The 20,709-nt window shown below is 48.2% G+C and carries 15 protein-coding genes; 2 read left to right on the top strand and 13 right to left on the bottom strand.

Annotated elements, in window-relative coordinates; translation table 11 throughout:
• Positions 1–207: 207 nt before the first annotated feature.
• The 4 genes from AC3ITG_RS05110 to AC3ITG_RS05095 form a co-directional block, all read right to left on the bottom strand.
• The gene (locus AC3ITG_RS05110) at positions 208–1,551 is read right to left on the bottom strand and encodes an ABC transporter substrate-binding protein (protein WP_079695049.1); all 1,344 of its coding nucleotides are present in this window, start codon (positions 1,549–1,551) and stop codon (positions 208–210) included.
• Positions 1,552–1,621: 70 nt separating this feature from the next.
• Entirely contained in the window at positions 1,622–2,455 is an 834-nt protein-coding gene (locus AC3ITG_RS05105; RefSeq protein WP_053784043.1) for a carbohydrate ABC transporter permease, read from the bottom strand.
• Positions 2,456–2,467: 12 nt separating this feature from the next.
• A complete protein-coding gene (locus AC3ITG_RS05100) occupies positions 2,468–3,358 on the bottom strand; it encodes a carbohydrate ABC transporter permease (RefSeq protein WP_072735121.1) in 891 nt (296 codons plus the stop codon).
• An 11-nt stretch (positions 3,359–3,369) separates the two neighbouring features.
• Positions 3,370–4,470 carry a Gfo/Idh/MocA family protein gene (locus AC3ITG_RS05095; protein WP_113056061.1) on the bottom strand — a complete coding sequence of 367 codons (1,101 nt, stop codon included), beginning with the start codon at positions 4,468–4,470 and terminating at the stop codon, positions 3,370–3,372.
• 642 nt (positions 4,471–5,112) lie between these two features.
• Between AC3ITG_RS05095 and AC3ITG_RS05090 the strand changes: the two genes are divergently transcribed.
• The gene (locus AC3ITG_RS05090) at positions 5,113–7,104 is read left to right on the top strand and encodes a DUF4832 domain-containing protein (protein ID WP_489253022.1); all 1,992 of its coding nucleotides are present in this window, start codon (positions 5,113–5,115) and stop codon (positions 7,102–7,104) included.
• Positions 7,105–7,227: 123 nt separating this feature from the next.
• Here AC3ITG_RS05090 and AC3ITG_RS05085 read toward each other — a convergent pair whose 3' ends face one another.
• Positions 7,228–7,791 carry a TetR/AcrR family transcriptional regulator gene (locus AC3ITG_RS05085; RefSeq protein WP_489253021.1) on the bottom strand — a complete coding sequence of 188 codons (564 nt, stop codon included), beginning with the start codon at positions 7,789–7,791 and terminating at the stop codon, positions 7,228–7,230.
• A gap of 173 nt (positions 7,792–7,964) precedes the next feature.
• Between AC3ITG_RS05085 and AC3ITG_RS05080 the strand changes: the two genes are divergently transcribed.
• Complete coding sequence (locus AC3ITG_RS05080) at positions 7,965–8,984, top strand: NADP-dependent oxidoreductase (protein ID WP_413375636.1); 1,020 nt, start codon at positions 7,965–7,967, stop codon at positions 8,982–8,984.
• A 60-nt stretch (positions 8,985–9,044) separates the two neighbouring features.
• Here AC3ITG_RS05080 and AC3ITG_RS05075 read toward each other — a convergent pair whose 3' ends face one another.
• The 8 genes from AC3ITG_RS05075 to AC3ITG_RS05040 form a co-directional block, all read right to left on the bottom strand.
• A complete protein-coding gene (locus tag AC3ITG_RS05075) occupies positions 9,045–10,886 on the bottom strand; it encodes an ABC transporter ATP-binding protein (protein WP_465115470.1) in 1,842 nt (613 codons plus the stop codon).
• Complete coding sequence (locus AC3ITG_RS05070) at positions 10,867–12,630, bottom strand: ABC transporter ATP-binding protein (RefSeq protein ID WP_489253020.1); 1,764 nt, start codon at positions 12,628–12,630, stop codon at positions 10,867–10,869. The genes AC3ITG_RS05075 and AC3ITG_RS05070 overlap by 20 nt, the downstream gene beginning before the upstream one ends.
• A 335-nt stretch (positions 12,631–12,965) precedes the next feature.
• The gene (locus tag AC3ITG_RS05065) at positions 12,966–14,621 is read right to left on the bottom strand and encodes an extracellular solute-binding protein (RefSeq protein WP_489253019.1); all 1,656 of its coding nucleotides are present in this window, start codon (positions 14,619–14,621) and stop codon (positions 12,966–12,968) included.
• Positions 14,622–14,683: 62 nt separating this feature from the next.
• Positions 14,684–15,553 (bottom strand): carbohydrate ABC transporter permease, encoded by an 870-nt coding sequence (locus AC3ITG_RS05060; protein ID WP_489253018.1) that lies wholly within the window; start codon positions 15,551–15,553, stop codon positions 14,684–14,686.
• Between the two features lie 15 nt (positions 15,554–15,568).
• Positions 15,569–16,540, bottom strand: a complete 972-nt coding sequence (locus AC3ITG_RS05055) for an ABC transporter permease (protein ID WP_489253017.1) — start codon at positions 16,538–16,540, stop codon at positions 15,569–15,571.
• A 143-nt stretch (positions 16,541–16,683) separates the two neighbouring features.
• Positions 16,684–17,760 (bottom strand): response regulator transcription factor, encoded by a 1,077-nt coding sequence (locus AC3ITG_RS05050; protein WP_489253016.1) that lies wholly within the window; start codon positions 17,758–17,760, stop codon positions 16,684–16,686.
• A 46-nt stretch (positions 17,761–17,806) separates the two neighbouring features.
• A complete protein-coding gene (locus tag AC3ITG_RS05045) occupies positions 17,807–19,585 on the bottom strand; it encodes a cache domain-containing sensor histidine kinase (RefSeq protein WP_489253015.1) in 1,779 nt (592 codons plus the stop codon).
• Positions 19,586–19,758: 173 nt separating this feature from the next.
• Complete coding sequence (locus AC3ITG_RS05040; RefSeq protein ID WP_489253014.1) at positions 19,759–20,658, bottom strand: hypothetical protein; 900 nt, start codon at positions 20,656–20,658, stop codon at positions 19,759–19,761.
• Positions 20,659–20,709 lie beyond the last annotated feature (51 nt).

Genomic DNA, 20,709 nt, shown 5'->3' with positions numbered 1-20,709 from the left:
CGTATTGGGGCAATTTCATCTCAGCAAACACAAATTTGCGGCAAATATAATTCTATATTTCTACTGACCAGAAGTCAATGAAATGGTGCACGGGCGCAGTCTTTTATAAAATAATAGCGGCAGTCAGGGAGCTTGCTGTCCCCCATAACTGCCGCAATTTTAATCCTTTTAAGAAAACGTATGAAGCTTTGCCGCCTCTTTATCTGCTTATTGCATCTTGGAGGCCAAATCCTTAAGCGCTGCGTTCAGATCACCATCTCCGGCAAGTGGAAGTTTGAGTGATTGCTCACCATACGTCCAGACCAGATCGGTTTTCTTAGTCGTAAAGGGAGATACAATGCCATACTGCTGCGCATCCAGGAAGATTTTATTATCTTCGCCAACAGTAGCAATATAAGCATCCGCTGCGGCCTTGTTCGCCGGAATCGAGTATCCCTGCTTCGCCAGTTCTGTCTGTCCTTCCGGACCTGCTAGCCAAGCCAGCAGCTTGTAAGCCGCCTCTTCATGCTTTGTATTGGAGCTGATTGCAAGACCTGCTGGCTGAACAACGGTTTGGTTCGTTTTGAATTTCGGCAAATAAGAGATACCGTAATCCACTCCAGCCTCCTGATAGTTAGTTGTATTCCAGCTGCCACCCGGATTCATCGCTACTTTGGATGTAGTAATGGCAAGGTTCACCTGTCCACCCAAACCTTCAATCTGTGCAGGTGTGGTGTTGATCTTTTTATTTTTGGTCAAGTCGATAAAATAGTTCAACACTTCCATCGCTTCAGGTGTCTCAAGCGCAAGGGAACCATCGTCATTCACCAGTTTCGCACCGTTGGACCACAATTCCGGCTCCAGGAACCAATCCATCGTTGATCCTGGTGAAATGGACAAGCCCCACTGTACAATGTTTCCGGCGTCAAAACCCGCTTCGTCTGCGCTTTTTCCGTTCTTATCCAACGTCAGCTTGGTTGCAATGTCGGTAATTTCATCCCACGTTGGCTCAAGCGATGGAACGGGAGCTTTATGAGGATTCGTGGCTTCATTCTCAAAGATCGCTTTGTTGTAATACCATACGATGACGTTGGCATCGATCGGCAAGGATACTTGTTTACCTTGATATTGGTGAAGACCCAGCAGACTTTTGTCCACATTGTTCAGATCAAATTGATTTTCCGCCAACAAGCCGTCCAATTCCTTGAAAATGCCCAGCTCGGCGTATTTCTCCACGTATGCATAACTCGTTTTGAACACGTCCGGAAGTGTGCCACCTGCTGCATTCGCTGTCAATCCATCCCAGTAGCTGCCCCAATCCTTACCTTCGAGTTTGACCTTAATATCGGTATTGGCCTTCATGAACTGATCCAACAGTTCCTGTGTACGATGAAGCTCTTCTGCCGTCCCCCACTGGGAGTATGTGATCGTTACAGGTTCACTCTGGCTACCGCCGGAACCAGAAGAGTCGGCGTTTTCGGATGATCCCCCATTTCCACATCCACTGATCACCACCATTGTAGCAAGTACAAGTGCCCATACATTGAATAGCCGTTTACTCTTCGCTCTCATATACACAGCTCCCCTTTAAGTCATATCAATAAGTCCTATTCACCTGAAAACTGGAAAGCAGGCAGCCACTCTACCCTTTGGTGCCCGTAAGCACCACCCCCTCGACGATATAACGTTGTGCAAACAGATACAGCAGACCGATAGGTACAATACTGATAAATGCACCCGCAGCGAGTGCCGGCAAATCCTGGCTCGTCTGACCAATCAACAGCTGCAAGCCCACACTCAGCGTGAACATTTCTGGGTTTTTGATATACAGGAACGGCCCCAGAAAATCGAGCCAGGAGTTCACAAAGGCAAAAATAATGGTCGTCATAATAATGGGTTTGGACAGCGGCATAATGACTCGTGCATATACCGTCCAGCGGTTGCCGCCGTCGAGATATGTAGCCTCGTCCAGCTCCTGGGGAATGGTCATGAAAAACTGTCGGAACAGGAAGATATAATAGGCGCCTCCAAGCCAAGCTGGCACAATGAGAGGCAACCAGGTATCAATCCAGTTCAGCTTGGAAAAAAGGACGTACGAGGGAATCATCATAATGGATGGAGGAATCATTAAGGTAACAAGCACGACCGGGAACAGAATATTCCGATACTTGGTTGCAAACCGGGAGAAACCGTAAGCGACAAGTGAACTGGACACCACCGCTCCCGCCGCAACAAAAAAGGAAATGATAAATGAGTTCTGAATCCACTGCCACATCATCGGCTGCACAGCGAACAACCGTTCAAAGGCTTCCAGGCTGAATGTGTCTGGTAGGATGGTTGGAGGTACCTTGTAGGTTTCCGCTTTGGTTTTCAGCATGGTCGAGAGCATCCATACAAGAGGCCCTGCGAACAGCATTAATGCTACAATCAGCATGGTATATTGGGACGCTTTTACCGCTATTTTTCGGCTGTTCATGTAACTCTCCTCCTATCGTTCTCCCTCGTAATACACAAAGCGGTTTGATACTTTCATCAGGATCAGGGTGACAAGCGAGATCACGGCGAACAGGAAAATCGACTGCGTCATCGCCATGCTGAATTTCAGATCGGTAAAGGCCGACTTGTAAATATTGTAGACAAACGTATAAGCAGAATAGTTCGGACCACCCTTAGATAGCAGCAGCGCTTCCGTAAACATCTGAAAGTTATACATCGTCTGAATAATGATGACAAAAAGGATGGAAGGACTGATCATCGGCAGCGTAATTTGGAAAAATCGACGAATCCCGCTTGCACCGTCAATTGCAGCAGCTTCATACAAATGTCTGGGTACATTTTTCAGTGCAGCCAGGAAGATCAGAACCCCGCTACCCGAGATCCAGACTTGAAGCATGATAATGACTGGCTTGATCGTGTGCTCCCCGCCAATCCAGTCCACTTTGCCTATACCCAGCGCACCAAGTCCGGCGTTCAGGATGCCGAATTCAGAGTTGAACACCAGCCGCCAGATAATAACTGTTGCCACAATGGGCACCAGGGTCGGTAAATAGAAGAAAGTGCGGAACAAGGCAATACCTTTGACATTGAAATTAAGCAGCATCGCCAGACCAAGCATACCAGCCGTTACGATCGGAACACCGAATACCACGAAAAACATCGTGTTCATCAAGCTTTTCAAGAAGATCGGATCGTCCATCATGTGTGTAAAATTATCAATGCCGACAAAGTTGAAGTTGGTCGCTCCCGGAAGTCTCGCATCCGTAAAGGCGTAGAAGACCGAAGTCCCGAAAGGAAACAGGAAAAAGGTGATAAATCCGATAATCCAAGGCAAAATGAAGAGAAAAAACAGCAGTGTGTCATATTTTCTCAACCTATTCATGATGACACCCCTCAGCCTGAAATTTCTTCTAAATAGACGTACCGTTCTTCCAAAATGGATTTCTCTGCCGCCAGGGCAATAAGCAATGCGTTACGACCAACCTGTGCACTCGCAAAGGGCTGTCTGCCTTCCTGTACACATTTCAGAAAATCAATGCGTTGGGTCTGTCCCCCCGTGTGTCCACCCATAATGGAATCCGACGTCACATCAATCTCCAGATGGTCCTTCGTCCAGTCCTGCCCGCCAACGATATCAATCGTCTTGTCATTACGGGCAACCATCTGACCGCCATTCTCTCCGATCAAGCCAATCTCAAGTCCTTCTCCCATCAAATTGCGCGGTTTCAAATACATGCACAACCCCAGATTGGCCTTGCTGCCGTTATCATAATCAATGGTGATAAATGCATGGTCGACGATGGAGGTATCCGAAATTTCTTTCGTCGGATAGTGACTGTATGAATTCTGAATCCGATTAGGCTCTCCTTGCTTCATGACATGCTGGCCTCCAGAGGCAAACACGCGGACAGGCTTCGCCTGGATCATCCAGTTGAAAATATCGAAGTGATGACAATCCTTCTCTACAATCGCTCCCCCAGACTTGGTCTTGTCATAGAACCAATCAGCAGGCGGGAACGGGTCACGGAATTCCTTGCACCACATCAATTTCACATCACCAAGACGTCCGTTCTCCAATTCCTTCTCCATTCGGCGATACAGATTCGAATATCGATAAACCAATCCGATCTGCAATACCCCTCCCGAGGCTTCCGCTGCTTCTATAATGGCATCACAGTCCTCAATGGTATGGGCGACCGGTTTCTCCAGAAATACATGCTTGCCAGCTTCCAGAAAAGCGACTGCCACTTCGCGATGCAAATAGTTCGGAACACTAATAACCACCGCATCCAAATCTTCCTTAGCAAGCAGTTCACGATAATCACTAACTATGGTGGGGTTGCTATTCTTGAGTTCAGCCAGCGTACGTGCCACATTAGCCTCATTCATATCACAGATATAACGAACCTCACTATCCTCGAGCAAATCAAAACCAATGCAATGATGTGACCCCATGTCTCCTACACCGATAAAAGCCATTTTTATCTTCCCCATGCTTACACTCTCCGTTGCTCGTAAATTTGCGGCAAATGCCATGAAGCCAACTTGATGTCAAGAAATCTAACATGACTGTGACTATGTAACGATAGTAAAATAGTTTTAATGGCTTGTCAATCAATTTTGGCTAAATTTTTAATTATTTTGCGGCAACATATTTGCAACTTATTTTATATACTACTAAACAGTATAACTCTTTATTCATCATAAATTAAGCGTTTACATTTTCGTTGTATTATCATATACTTTAATTTGAATTCATTTTTATTTGCGGCAAATATTATATTTAACTAATGATTACTTATGTTCAAAATCCAATGAAACACTCTCGTTTTCAATAGAAAACTCAATAAATCCTGGAAAAAAATCTGTTGAATCTCCTGTATCCATCCCCTATAATGCAATTTAGACGCGGAATCCAAGAACTAAAAACACTTTTTATATTTGCCGCAAACCAAAATTACATCTTTTTAGTTGTTTATTTTCCGATTACTACCATGACTCTTACATAAAACGTTAATATTCCGCCACTTCATGCGGATCAGAAAGGGGTTGAACTCTCCTAACGCTCCCCTCATAAAGAAATCGGTGTGGGCAGAACGAGTTATCATTCAAAATCCATTATTCAGGAGGTATACCATGACAAGATTATTTGATCAAAGCAAGCGGAGCTTTGGATTTTTTTTGGCTTTTGTCCTCATAATTACCCTGCTATTGCCTGCGGGAGCCTTACCCAAAGCCTCTGCTGCAACCATCACCATTGATGGCAATGTCAGCGACTGGAGCAGCGTTAGTGCTCTCACCACCAATAGTGGCACTGCCCAGACGCTCAAAGTGACCAATGATGGAACCAACCTCTATCTGCTTATTCAAGGCTCAGGTCTGAGTACAACGATGGGCAACTTCTGGATCAACACCGATAACAATACTTCAACCGGTTACCAGGCTGCGGGCTGGGGAGTTACAGGTGTGGAGTGGCTGCTTGAAAATACGGGGTTATACCGCTATGGCGGTAGCGGAACCGACTGGGTCTGGAACTTCAACAGCACGTTGACCAGCTCCCAATTCTACCGTAGCTCCACCGTCATTGAGGTCGCTATTCCTCTCGCCACACTGCAAATCAGTGCAGGCAGCACAGTGCGAGTCGGGTATATCGACAACAGCTCGGATACATCGAGATTGCCCGCGTCTGGACAAACACTGCCAGCTTACCTTCTGACCTCGGCCGGATCGGGTGGTGGTACGGGGAACAATACCGTGGTGAATCCCGTAGAGCTGGACAGCCCACTCAACAATCCATTCAAAGGCTGGGCGCCTTCGGCCAAGAGCACGACATATGCACAGCCACACAGGCTCGTATATGCCGGAGTGACTTGGAAGGAGCTTGAGTCCACCAAAGGCACATATGATTTTAGTGCGATTGAAGCCGCCAACAATTTCGCCTACTGGAAAAGTAAAGGCGTCAAAGTGGTGTTCCGCTTCATTCTGGACAGCCCGACAGGACAGGCTCACAGGGATATTCCAGATTGGCTCTACAATGACATGGTTGCCCGTGGAGAATCACCTGGAACCGTATACAACGATACTACTGGAGGCATGGGTACTGGCAACAACATGGGCTTCTCTCCCAACTACAACTCCACCTATCTGCAAGAACGGCACAAATTAGCCATCGAGGCTATTGCGGCAAGATACAACACCAATGATCGTCCGGTCGCCTTTGTCCAGATCGGTTCACTCGGACACTGGGGCGAATTCCATACATGGCCTTATGTCGGACCGAATGGTGAAACCAATTACACAGGCGCTTTCCCTACCAATGACATCTCGAACAAGTATGTTCAGCATTATATTGATGCCTTTGCTGGCAAAGAGGACAAAATGCAGGTTCTGATCCGGCGCAGTATCGCCCTCGCCAAAACCAATAATAAAGGCATGGTCATGGGCATGTTCAACGATGTGTTTGGGCATAAAGACAGCTTCGATGCAGATTGGGGCTGGTACACAGGCACCCAGAATGGCTATTGGGATGACATCGGCCAACAACAGCCAGCACATGCGAACTTCTGGGAGACACGTATCTCAGGCGGGGAATTTTACGGGGGAGCTTCCGGCATGCTTGCGGCATTAACCACCGGTAGCGGATTTACGGAAACATTGCGTCAAACGGAGCTTAGCAAACCAAGCTGGCTGGGACCGAATTCCCCTGCCTCGCTTCCTCTAAATCATGCATTACAGGCCAATATCGATGCACTCAAGAAACGAATGGGTTACCACTTTGTAGTGAAGGAGATTTCGCATCCATCCACCATTAGCGGAAGCACGTTTACAACAACGATTAAAGTGGAGAATAAAGGTGTACAGCACTTCCCGTTTGCTTGGCCAGTTGAAATTCAATTGCGCAGCGGCAATACAGTGGTCGCCAAGAAAACAACAACCGTTAATCTGACCACGTGGAAAACGGGTACCTACACCCTGACCGATTCCATTCCGGTCTCCGGTCTTGCTGCCGGGACCTATGATATCGCGATTGCAATCATTGATCCGGAAACGAATAAACCTGGCGTGGACTTTGCCAATACAAACAAGCTGACCGACGGCTCGTTCAAGCTGAGCAGTGTAACGAAGTAAACGGCATGACATGAAAAGAGCAGGAATAAGGGCCACAGCGCCCTTATTCCTGCTCTTTCTTTTTTTGGACGATACTATCTATCAACCGAACACAACAAATCAGTAAGCCCCAGCAACGCTCCCCTATACGGGAGGCACAGGTGTCATTTGATTACGTTCCATCAGAATCCATAATTCATCAACCAATTCTTCTGTAGAGTACGGTTCAGCTGAGGTAATCCACCATTCAATCATGCCAGCCAGCGCGGAAGCAAGGAATTGAAGCATAATCTCCTTGTTCCTTCCCTGATTGATGCCACTCATGTCGATTTGTTTATCCAGTCCTCTCAACAGAGCAGCTTGCAAGCGAGTTCGAAATTCCGGGACACTTTGATCAGCCAACACTGCACCATAGAATAGGGCATGTTCTTTCAGATACCGAAAACTGTGCAGCAGAGCTTCTTTGGAAGGAAATATGCCAGTGACTCCGCAGAAGAGACTGCTCTCGATCAGTTCCACCAAATGGGATCTTATACACTGATCCAACAAATCAAACTTGTCCATAAAATGCAAATAAACCGTTCCGCGACTTACATTGGCTCGCTCTGCAATTTGATTAATCGTGATTTGCTCGAATTTTTTTTCGGACAGCAGTTGAATAAAGGCCTCTATAATCGATTCACGTGATTTTTGTATTCTTCTGTCCATACTTACTCCTTTTATTATCGGATCTGAGATTGAACAAAACAGTAGATTGTGTTCAATATTATACACATTCCATTGTTTTAACAATTGTCGTCCAATCCCATTATAAGTACGATCATTATATTGAACGGCTGGGAACAAATCAACTGACAGCCAGCAATACCGAATGGAGGACTATGATGAAAGCAGTAGTGATAGAAAACTATGGAGGCTCGGAGGTTTTTGCGGAGCAAGAGCGCGATATACCACATATTAGTGATACACAGGTGCTCGTGGAGATGAAGGCGACCACAGTATCCTCAGCGGATCAACTGATTAGGACCGGAACATTCAGGCATTTCATGCCCACCCAATTCCCTTATGTTCTTGGAGTCGATATAACTGGAATCGTCGTGGCCACAGGAAAAAAGGTTACTCGTGTACAAACCGGGGATCGCGTTATTGCGGTGTCTCGTACAGGAGGTGGTTACGCTGAACATGTCGCTGTGGAAGAATCCGATCTTGCTGTGATAACGCAGTCCCTTTCCGATGCAGAAGCTGCTTCGGTCTCTGCGTCCGGCATGACGGCCTGGCAAGCCTTATTTCACTATGGCAAACTGCAGCCGGGACAGCGTATTCTGATCCACGCCGGTGCAGGTGGTGTAGGACACATCGCCATACAATTAGCCAAACAACACGGCGCTTATGTGATCACCACGGCTCGGGCCCATAATCATTCATTTGTTCTTCAGCTCGGTGCCGACGAAGTGATTGATTATACAACCACCGACTTCGCTGAGTCTTTGAGTCCTGTTGATGTCGTGCTGGATATGGTTCGTGACCCGGTTGTCGATAAAGTCACGGGAATCGGAGCAACAGAACTGAAAAATTACAGCATATTAAAGAATAATGGGACGTTCATTTCCCTTGTAAATCCGGCGATTGCGAAGCAACCTCCCATCCGTGGAATTGATGCCCAGTTTGCCTTGATCAGCCCCAATGTCAACGACTGGGAAGCGTTTACCCAATGGATTCAGACGAATAAGCTCGATATACATGTAGACAACGTATTCCCCTTTACCCGCCAAGGTGTAGCCGAAGCTCATAAATATTACGACACCCGGAATATGAGAGGCAAAATAGTCATTCAGAGGGATGTTATAACAGATAATCTATCTTCGATAGTTGCTCAAGAAACTGGAATGTCCCACTTGTAGCAGCAAAAAGAGCAAGTACTCGAACACTTTCAAGGTTCAGTTACTTGCTCTTTTTTTATACTATTGTGCCTTGTTCCGCAGCTGACTGTAATACAGTTCGCTGTAAAAGCCGCCTTGTTCCAGCAATGCGTCATGCGAACCCTGCTCCAGTAGCTGACCATCCTTCAGCACAAGAATGCGATCGGCTTGGCGGATCGTGTTCAGCCTGTGAGCGATAACAAAGCTGGTGCGGCCTTGCATCAGGCGCTGCAGCCCTTCCTGGATCTTAATCTCCGTGACGGTATCGATACTGCTCGTCGCCTCGTCCAATACAAGGATGGACGGATCGGCCAGAATTGCCCGGGCAATCGCAAGCAGCTGCTTCTGTCCCTGACTGATGCCACTTCCGTCGGCCTGAAGCACTTTGTCGTACCCGTCTTTCATCCGTATGATGAACGAATGGGCATTCGCCAGCCTTGAAGCAGCTTCCACCTCTTCGTCAGTCGCATCCAGTCGGCCGAAACGGATATTTTCCCGGATCGTACCCTGGAACAGGAATGAATCCTGAAGAACAAATGCCATGTGCGAGCGCAAATTCTCGCGACGAATGGTCGTAATGTCACGTCCATCCACCGTTAGTGTACCGGATGTAGGATCATAGAAGCGGGACAACAGCTGAATCAAAGTTGTTTTCCCTGCCCCGGTCGGACCTACCAGAGCAATCATCTCGCCCGGCTTTGCTTCAAAGTTAATTTCATGCAAAATATTACGTCCTTCATCGTATCCAAAGGATACCTTGTCGAAACGAACGGCTCCCTCCACCTTTTCGAGAGATACTGCTGCGCCTTCATCCTTCGCTTCCTCATCCTCATCCAGCACCTCGAACACGCGCTCTGCCCCGGCAATCGCAGACAGCAACGTATTCCACTGGTTGGCCAGATCGTTGAGCGGACGGGTAAACTGACGGGCATATTCTACAAAGATGATAATCACCCCAACTGTAACGGAACCTTGAATCGCCAAGATCCCGCCGATGCCTGCGACAATCGCAAAGCTCAGGTTGTTCAGGCCATTCATCAGCTTTGGAATAAAACCGGAGATCGTCTGTGCCCAGAAACCGGACAACCGGATTTTCGTATTTCGTTCCTCAAACCCACGAATCACCCGTTCCTCCTGCGAGAAAGCCTTGATAATCTTCTGTCCGGACAATGTTTCCTCAATGTACCCATTGAGTTCGCCGAGATTACGCTGACGTTGTTTGAACAAAGGCCCGGTTCTGCGCGTAATCCAGCGCATGCCAATAGCCATCAGCGGTACCACGATAAATGTAAGCAAGGTCAGCAGCGGACTTAACCAAAGCATTACGCCAAACGTTCCGATCAGTGTTAGCACACTGGAGAAAATCTGGATGGCCGAGCTGTTCAGCGTACCACTGACATTCTCAATGTCGTTGGTAACCCGGCTCATGATCTCACCCTGCTGACGCTTGCCAAAGAATGGAATCGGTAATTTGTGCAGATGGGAGAACAGATCATACCGCATGCGGAACACGGTCTCCTGTGCAATTTCGATCATCCATATATTTTGAAGCCATGACGACAAGGAGAAGAGAACATAGACTGCCAACAGGCCCAATAAAAATGTCGTCCAGCTGGAACTCGTTGCTTCTCCATCAATGAATTTATCCACAGCTACACCGACCATATAAGGTCCAAGCAAAGCGAGCGCGGAACTGGCAAATACCATCAACAGCACCATCGTCAGCTTGACCTTGCGACGGGCCAGATACGCCCAGATCCGGCCTAACGTACCGGACCAGTTCTTCGCCCGTGCCTTCGGCTTACGACCTCCACCTGCCTTCAGCGTCTCGGGATCAATCGGCGGTGGGGGCTGACGGAAAGGTTCAATGAATGCTTTGAACATGTGGTGTACCCTCCCCGTATTGTGATTCATAGATTCGGCGATACAGTTCAGATGAATCCATCAGATCCTCATGTTTCCCCTGTCCAATCAGACGCCCGTCGTCCAACAACAGAATCAGATCGGCAGAGGTGGTTGAACTGATCTTCTGCGTAATGATAAACGTTGTACATGATAACTCTTCAAGTGCACCCAGCAGCCTTGCTTCCGTGGCTACATCGAGAGCACTTGTACTGTCATCCAGAATCAAGATGCTTGGACGACGAATCAATGCACGAGCAATCGAGAGCCGCTGCTTCTGTCCACCTGACAGATTAACTCCCCGCTGACCCAGCTGTGTATCGTAGCCATTCGGCAGCTTCTCAATGGTCTCGTGAATCTGGGCACGCCGCGCTGCTTCCTTAATCTCTTCGAGCGTTGCGTCCTCCCGGCCCCAGGCAATGTTATCGCGTACTGATCCGGTAAAGAGGACCACTTCCTGCGGCACATAACCGATAGCTCCGCGCAATGTGGAAATGTCCAACCGTTCTGCATCATTACCATCTATACGAACCTCGCCTTGATCTTCGGTATAGAGCCTTGGAATGAGCTGTACCAGTGAGGATTTACCCGAGCCTGTCGCTCCCATGATGGCGATACGCTCGCCTCGTTTAGCTGAGAATGTAATATCCTCCAGCACGGTAATTTCACTGCCCGGATAGCTGAATCCTACACCCTGAAAATCAACTGCACCCTGGATAACAGCATTCCCTTTCCCAGTTTGTGCAGAACGACCTGTATTCAATGTTTGAGCTGATTCCGAAACTTCCTCCGTGTCAAAAACTTCGTTAAGCCGCTGTGCCGAAGCACTCGCTCTGGAGAAGGTCACCAGAATCCAGGACAGTGCAGACATGGCGCCAATGGTGCGGAGCAGATAGTTAATAACTGCGACGACTTCACCCACGGTTGCATTTCCGGTAGTGATGTCACGTCGTCCAAACCATAGCACGGCGATGATACAACCATTCATCATGAGCAGCATGAATGGCATCGTTGTCTCCGTCAAGCGTAGCGCGGAAATCGTGCCTTTCATCAGCTTGCCGCTATAACCGGCAAAGCGTTCAATCTCGTGGCCCATCCGGACGAAGACACGGATCAGCCGAATGCCTGTCAGATTTTCCTGGATGACACCGTTGACGGCATCCAGTCTGCGCTGCACATTGCGGAACAGCAGCGCTGCCTTTTTGATCATCCAGATGACAAACACCAGCAGCACAGGCACCATCACAACGAGCAGCAGACCCAGCTTCGGATTCACCACGACCGCCATAATCATGCTCCCAATCACCACCAGAGGCACACGCGTCATGAATCGCAGACTCATAAACACCGTATCCTGCACCTGTGTAACGTCCCCGGTCAATCGGGTAATCAAGGATGATGTTGCAAAACGGTTAAACACTGCATAAGAGAACGCTTGCACTTTATCATACAGCTTCTCCCGCAGATCGTAACCGAAGCCGAGACTCGCATGTGACGCAAAAAATGAACTCGCAATACCCGCGGCAAATGCCACGACGGCACTGCCCACAAGCACCCCACCCCATAGCCAAACCACTGACAGATCTCCTTGCTGGATACCGTTATCAATGATCTTCGAGATCAAATAGGGTTGAGCCAATTCGACCGTCAATTCAATCAGCATCATGACCAGTGCTGCGATGGCGGCGACTCGATACTTCTTCAAGTAGTACAACAGCTTGATCATAACCATTCCTCCGGCCCAGAGCGTTTAATCTTCGTGACGATTTGGTATGTTCACGCAGCCAGCTCCGTTAGTCTCTTTCCATAACTCTATGTAAAATTTCACGTATCCAATACGCTTATTATATCGCATTTTGAACCTTCAAATCGCTAATATCTTCTTTCCTTCTGATTATTAACCTGAAATAGGCGGTGAGAGAACATTCATATGCAACAAAAAAAACCTGGGCAGCGTTGCCCAGGTGCGATGATATCCCAATTTGAATACGTTTGTTGACACTCAACTCATTCCAGCAAATCTCTCATTGAAATGGTCCAGTTACTCCATCTTACTCTGTGTTACTCTGACTTCTTGAAGTCAGCCTGCTGCTGTTCATAGATTTCATAGAAATCATCCCAGACAAGTACATTGTCCTTTTCCTTGCTCCACCATTCTTTGTACCATGTTTCAATTTCCGGGCCACCACCCTGCTCCCACTTTTGCTCCGCTTCTGCAGCAGCCTGCTCAACCGTATACTTACTGCCGCTAATAATGGAACGGGTGAAAATATCATTAATGGCTGTCGTCACATTGGTAAGCTTCACCTGAAGCTCTTTGGGCAGCTGCGGCATATGTTCCGAATGGGTAACGCCTTCTCCTACTGGCAGATCGTTCATGTATACTTCCCTTGCTTCCTTGAAGAGACGAAGTCCTTCCTTCTGGGACGCGATTTCCTCACTGAACAGCATTTCGGTGTAACCGCATTTGCCTTCCTCCAGGCGGCTGTACAGCATCGCGTAATCACCAGCCCAGCTTATTTCCTGTTTGTACTTTTCCTGGTCAGATATACGCGGGCAGCCCTGATCGTTCAACGTATAATGCGTGCCTTCGAACCCGTTCTTGACCGTTCGGCCTGTCTCGGTTTTGGTCAGAAAATCGATATATTGAATGACGGCTTCCGGATTTTTGGCACGGGCATTCACGACCGCCGTCATCTGTACCGGGTTATTCCATACCATCGTATATTGACCCACTGATGTGGAAGGCAGGGCAATGACCTTCAGCTTGGCATCAGGCACATTCTGCATGAGCGTATCCAGTTCCTTGGCCGCAAATCCGGTGTAATCAGCCGTCATTGCGGCATACATGCCTATTTTCCCGTTCAGGAAATCCTGCTTGGACTTGGCTCCATCCTTGTCGGTCAGAAAATCCTTGTCTACTACCCCCGCCTCAAACAATGCCCGCTTAAACGCCGTCATTTCCTTCATGTGATTGGGGCCGACCACGATCTCCCCGTCCTCCACGTTCACCCAATTGGCATTGTACATGTAGCGGAATAATCCCGCGGTGTCCCCAAATTGCAAACCTCCGATTCCAAAAGTATCGTCTGAACCGTTCCCATCCGGGTCATTCTCTGTGAATGCCTTGGCGACCGCCAGCATCTCTGCTTCGTTCGTTGGCACCTCCAGGTTCAGCTTTTCCAGCCAATCTTCACGGATGAAGAAACTGGTCAGCGGAAATACCTCATTCATTCGGCCCACTTCATATAACTTGCCATCGCTCTTGATCCCGGCCTTCTTTAACTGTGGATACTTCTCCATCAGCGCTTTATATTCCACACTGGAGTTTTCGATCAGTTCATCCAGCGGCATCAGTTGTTTTTGATTAAATAACGTATTCCGAATAGGAGTCCCGAATTCAAAAATAACATCCGGTGCACTGCCCGAAGCGAACAGCACGTTTAGTTTGGACTGCGATTCCCAGCGGGGAACCGCAGTATATTTGACGTTGGCCGGGCCGTTCTCATTGATCCACTTGGACCACATGTTATCCTCAATCGTTCCCATACCGCTTGGTACGGCGCCGCGATCATAGATCGTCGACGTTATATTGCCGCGCGCACCTTCCCCTTCAGCCTGCTCACTTCCACTTCCTCCTGAACACCCTGCCAGTATTCCGCCGATCAAGCCCAGAACAAGACCGGACTTCATCCATGCCTTGATGGATATCGCCATAAGATCAGACCCTCTTTCTTATATAATGTGAAATGAAATAAGCGAATGGCTTACAGCCTGCACTACCCTTTGATGGAGCCCAGCATGACCCCTTTAACAAAGTACTTTTGCAAGAACGGATACACTGCCAAAATGGGAATGACCATCACGATTACGGCCGCTGCCCGAATGCCTTCTGGCGTCAGATTCGAAATCATCGTCGGATCGGTAAAATCCTGCACGTTCAGATTGGACATGATCATATTCTGAACCAGTACAGTCATGTTGTATTTGGAGGTATCGTTGATATAAATCATCACACTCATGAATGAATTCCAGTACCCTACACCATAGAACAGAGCAATGGTCGCCAGCAACGGTTTGGACAGAGGAAGCACGATCCGAAATAACAAACCGAGCTCTCCGCATCCATCGATGCGCGCAGCTTCGTCCACTTCCCCTGGCAGATTTTCAAAATACGATCTCATAATCAACATGTTATACGTACTTACCAGACCTGGCAGCCAAAGTGCACCATAACTGTTCACCAGCCCAAGGTTCTGCACCACCAGATAAGTCGGAATCAATCCGCCGTTAAAAATCATCGTGAATACCATCGCCATCGTAAAAAACCTGCGGTGGTAAAAATGCCTGCGCGACAGCGGATACGCCGCCATAATCGTAACAGCCATGCTCAGCCCCGTACCGATTAACGTAATCTCGACACTGTTCCAGAACGCATTCAGGATCGGCGTCCCGGTCAATAGACTGTGATAGGAAAACCAGGTGAAGTCGACTGGCCATAGCCCTACTTTACCGGATACTACGGCTCTCGCATCACTCAACGACAAAGCCACAATATTCAGAAGGGGCAGGATACAGCTGATAGCGACCAATGTTAACAACACATAATTGATTATATAAAAGACTTGTTCTCCTCGTGTTTTTCTCACTCTGCTCCGCCTCCCTTACCACAAACCTTCGTTAAATCGACGTGCAATATAGTTGGCACAATAGATGAGCATAAATGCAACCAGTGATTCAAATAATCCCATGGCCGTCGTCAGGCTGAACTGCGCTCCCTGAAGACCTGTGCGATAAATATACGTACTGATGACATCAGCAACCTCGTTCACGTTAGAGTTCTGAAGCATATACACTTGGTCAAATCCAACTTCCATCACGCGCCCCATCGACAGAATAAGCAGCAAAATAATGGTGGAGCGAATGCCCGGAAGGGTTACGTGCCAGATCTGTCGCAGCTTGCTCGCCCCATCCATCTGTGCAGCTTCGTACTGGCTTGGATCGATCGTCGTTAGTGCCGCGAGAAAAATAATCGCGTTAAAGCCCATGTCCTTCCAGATACCTGACCCGACAAAAACGGCGATCCAAGAGCCTTTGTTGTACATGAACGGATACGGCTCTCCCGTCCAGGCTTCCACCCATCGGTTCACGATTCCGTTCTCCAGTGAAAATACGGTCATGATCATCATTGCAATGATGACCCAGGAGAAAAAGTGCGGCATGTACACCACGGTCTGCACGGTCCGCTTAAACGCCATGTTTCTCACTTCATTCAGCATGATCGCCAGAATAATCGGGATGGGAAAACCCACGATAATGCTAAGCAGACTGAGAAATAGAGTATTACGGATGATTTCCACTGTGCGCGGATCGCTGAACAAGATCTGAAAATGTTGAAAGCCCACCCATGGACTGTTCCAGAGCCCGTCATAGAAGTTATAATCCTTGAAGGCGATGACCAGCCCCCCAATCGGCGCATAACGAAAGATAAGATAAAACAGGATCACCGGAAGAAACATCAATAGTAGCGGAATATTCGTCTTGAAACGGCGAAGCCGCTGCTGCCGGATTCTCTGCCTCACTTCGCTGTCAGGCGGTTCCAACCTTGGCGGCCTTGCGGCCAGCTCTCCCTTCATGTTCATCACTCCTCTCTGCTGTGGATGTCTATAGTTGTATTTTAGATAAAAATGTAAGCGTAAACATTCGATATTTAACGATCCTTTTTTAAATTTCTACGCAAAATAACCCCACATCGTGGGGCTGTGATCAGTATCAGCTTCTACTCGCTGCTCTCATGGCTCGGCTGCTTGCGAAATTCGCGGGGCGACAGCCCGGTCATCTGTTTGAACACGGTTGTAAAATAACTGGAGTTATCGAACCCGGTCTGTTCGGCAATGTCCGCCATGCTCTGCCGGGTACTGTGCAGCAGTAACTTCGCCTTATCAACTCTACGCTTACTGACGTACTGGCTGAAGCCATGTCCGGTTTCTTTTTTGAACAGGTGACTGAGATAATTGGGGGTCACGTGAACATGCGCGGCTGCCGCCTGAAGATTGCAATTGCTGGAATAGTTCATCTCGATATACTGAAGGACCCGTGTGACCACGTGATCCTGCTGTTCCTGCGTAAGCCGGACCAGCATACCAAGCCATTCATCACTTTTGCAGCGTGCCCAAACCATCACTTCCGCTACCGTATGAATCCAGAGCAACGGATCTGGGCCGAACTTGTCGACACCCGCAGACTGTTGAAGACGGAACTGCTGCACTAACAGATCGGTCATCACTTTCATGAGCAGCTGAATCTCGGCTTTGCATTCAGGGAGAGGCATCCGGGATGCATTGCTGAATAGTTCATCTATCCGTGCAGCCATTTGCGGCATCTGCTGGTTCAACAAGAATGCTGCCAACTCATCACGCAATCGATCCGCTCTCTCTACTAGACTGTACTGCTCCCTTATTCGGTTATCGGATTGTCGCTGGCAGTATCGCTCATGCGCTTTGCGCAGAACACGACAGGCCTCATCTAGAGAGAAGGGCTTGAGCAGAAACTCCATAGCACCATAACGGATGGCTCGCTGTGCATATTCAAACTCCCGATAGCCTGTCAAAATGATGATCATAATGTCCTGACCACGATCATGGATCTGTTCTGCCAAGTCCAAGCCATCCATCACAGGCATGTTGATATCCGTAATAATTAGATCCGGTGTACAGCTGTTTACGGCTTGAAGCGCTTCTTCTCCATCGGCTGCTTCACCAACCACTTCCCACCCGAGCGGATTGTTGGAAACCAGATGTATCAATCCTTGCCGAAACATCGCTTCATCATCGACTACGAGCATTCGTCCATTCAATGGATGTATTCTCCTCTCAGCATGTTATCTGTTCACGTCCAGAAACCTATTCTACCTGATAGGGCAAATGAAGCCGCACCAGCGTTCCCACTTCAGCAGTGGATTCGATCTGCACACCATAAGGCTCGCCATGAATCAGTTCGATTCGTCTGAGTACACTTCTCATGCCAATGTGTTGACGCTCCTCATCAGCGTGCGCCAAAGGTGCCAAAATACGATCCATCATGGATGGGGCCATCCCGCATCCGTTATCGGCTATCTCCAGGATAAGCATGTCCGATTCTGCATCATTTCCCGCGCACCGGAAGCCGCGAATCTCCAGACGACGATTGTCTCTTTTGTCCGCAAAGGCATGAACAAACACATTCTCCACGATGGGTTGCAGCAGCAGCCGAATCACCTGGCACCGGAGCAGTTCAGGAGGAACAGAAATCTCGATCGATAAGGCCTCCTGATACCGGGCCTGCTGAATCTGCAGGTAATGGTCAATCTGGGTCATCTCATCCTGTAGGGTAGTCAACCGCTGGACCGGCTCCAGTGTATAATGCAGCATCTCGGACAAGGCCGTAACCAGACGCGCCGACTTCTCATCTCCAAGCATATAGAACTTCCAGAAAAACATGCTTAATGTGTTATACAGAAAATGTGGATTCAACTGGGCCTGTATAGCCTTGAGCTCAGCTTGCTTTTCACTTAATTCGCGCTCATAGACTTCATGAATCAACGTATCGATCCGCGATGCCATCGCATTGAATCGCTCCCCGATGAAGCCCAGTTCATCCTGTGTCTGAATCCGAACGCGTGTATCAAATTGTCCGTCGCGCACTCTTTTCATTGCGTTAACCAGACTGGCCAAGGGACGCAGCAGCCTGCGACTGATGATGGTAATAATGATCCACGAACACAGAACCGTGGCTGCCGCAGAAAATACAGCAACCTTTACGATAATCTTGCCCTTGTGCTGAATCTGTGCCAAGGATACTTTGCTGATCAACGTGAACTTCGCTTTATCTGACGTTTGTTTTGTATACAAATGAGCGGTCCCCTGCTCGTCCCTAATCTCGGTTGCCCCCATGCTTAGTTGTGTCAGCGGTGGTGGGTCCGCATCTTGATTATGAAACGCATATACCAGTTTCCCATCTGCATCCAACAAATACGCGGCAATATCTTCATTAAGACGCAGGTCCTTGAGATAGGATTCAAACAGAGAGGTATTAAAGAGGATTAACATGACTCCATACGTTTCCAGATCAACAGAACGCATTAAACGCCCTGCCAGAATCCAGTTGGATTTTTCCTCCTGAAGAAAAGCATCTGCATCCAGACGGTTCCATACATATTCCCCGCCCGTCCCTTCCAGCTTATGGACCATCTCAGCCAAATATGAAGGGTCCATCTGTTGAAACGATCCGGCAAACGTACCGAGATTAAATATGTTCCCCTTAAGATCATAGATTCGAATTCCCATGATCTCCGGTGCATCGAGACGTACCTGATACAACTGGTCATCCAGTTCGTCCTCCAGCTTCATCTGATCGTAGGAGGAAATGCCCGCAGCCTGCGCCTTGATTGCATTTTTCACAGACGGGTTCAACGTAATGTAGTCCGTCACTTTATACATGTCATGTACTCTGGAGTCGAGTCTTGCAAGTACCTGTTCTGCGGTAAGACTATACTGGCGACTCACTTCTTCATTAAACAGCGAAATATGTATGCGATAAGTAATTAACCCCGTGATGCCTGATATCAATACAGTCGCCGCCGACAGAAACAAAATCAGTTTTGTTCTGAATTTAAAGCGTTTACATAATTGAATCCATCTCATCGCTCTTCGCACCTCACCCTTGTCCCGCACCACTTTATTCTTAAAAAAGATATCATACCCCTATGTAAAACAACAGAAAAACCCTGACCCCGTGTCGACGGTAGTCAGAGTTTCTACCTGCTCTATGATAGGCGGTGTGAACATTTTTCGGAACAGTAACTTCCCATAGATGACTATTTGCCGTACGTCTGCTCCAAACGTTCTTCTTCATTGGTGGACAGCAAAATGTTCAGCAGCCCCATCACGTTATTCGCTTCTGTTCTGGCTTCCGTATACTTCTCGGCAAATGCAGCTTCGTCCTGTTCCGGATCTATTGCAGCCAGTCTGGCCCACGACTCGCGGGCTTTATCGTACAGTTTCGTTAAAGTGATGTCATACGTATGCTGCGCGACAGGTGCCATGGAGTCGAACTCCGCTGCATTCTTGAAAAATTCCATCGAGTCCGTAAAGGATTGACTGGTGTAATCCTTGTTCTTCATGGCATCCTCCGTGAGTAGCAGCGCCTGACGAGAGATAAACAACGTCTTCACCATGGCACGCTCCAGATTGGTCGCTTCTTCCCATGATACATAGGACACTTCTGGTGCCTGAACGGTAGTGAAAAAAGGAAAGGCATCATCAATCAAACGCTGTGAATCGGAATGAATCGGAATACCTGTGTTCATATTCACTATCGCATCACTGTAGTTGGCGATATTAATATTTTTGGAGCCTTCTTCACTTACCCTGCGCACTGGATGATCATTAAGCGGGACACGGATATAGCCAAGCTTGTCCGCATACTTCTGCTTCAATTCCTCCAGTGTAGAGTCCACTCCGATCTTGCCTTCTTCAGACGAAGACCCCGTTGAATCGGAAGTTGAGGAGGTGTCCGCAGAGTCTTCTGCATTCGTATCTGCTGCCGGCGAGTCAGCCGTTGAGGTGTCGGAACTAGTAGTCGTTGTGGCTACCGTGCCAGCATCCTGAGCAGACTCCTTCGTTGTTGCTTCCTTCGCCCCACCGCCACATGCAGTCAATATGGCAACCAAGCTGAAAATGGCCGTGAACATCTTGATCCTATGATTCCATCTCATATCGTTTAATCTTCCCCTTATCTTATGTATGTACCTGAATTACATCAACCT

Source organism: Paenibacillus sp. GL_099_B (genome assembly GCF_057835695.1).
Note: the sequence above shows the minus strand (reverse complement) of the source record. Positions and strands in the feature narration are given on the sequence as shown.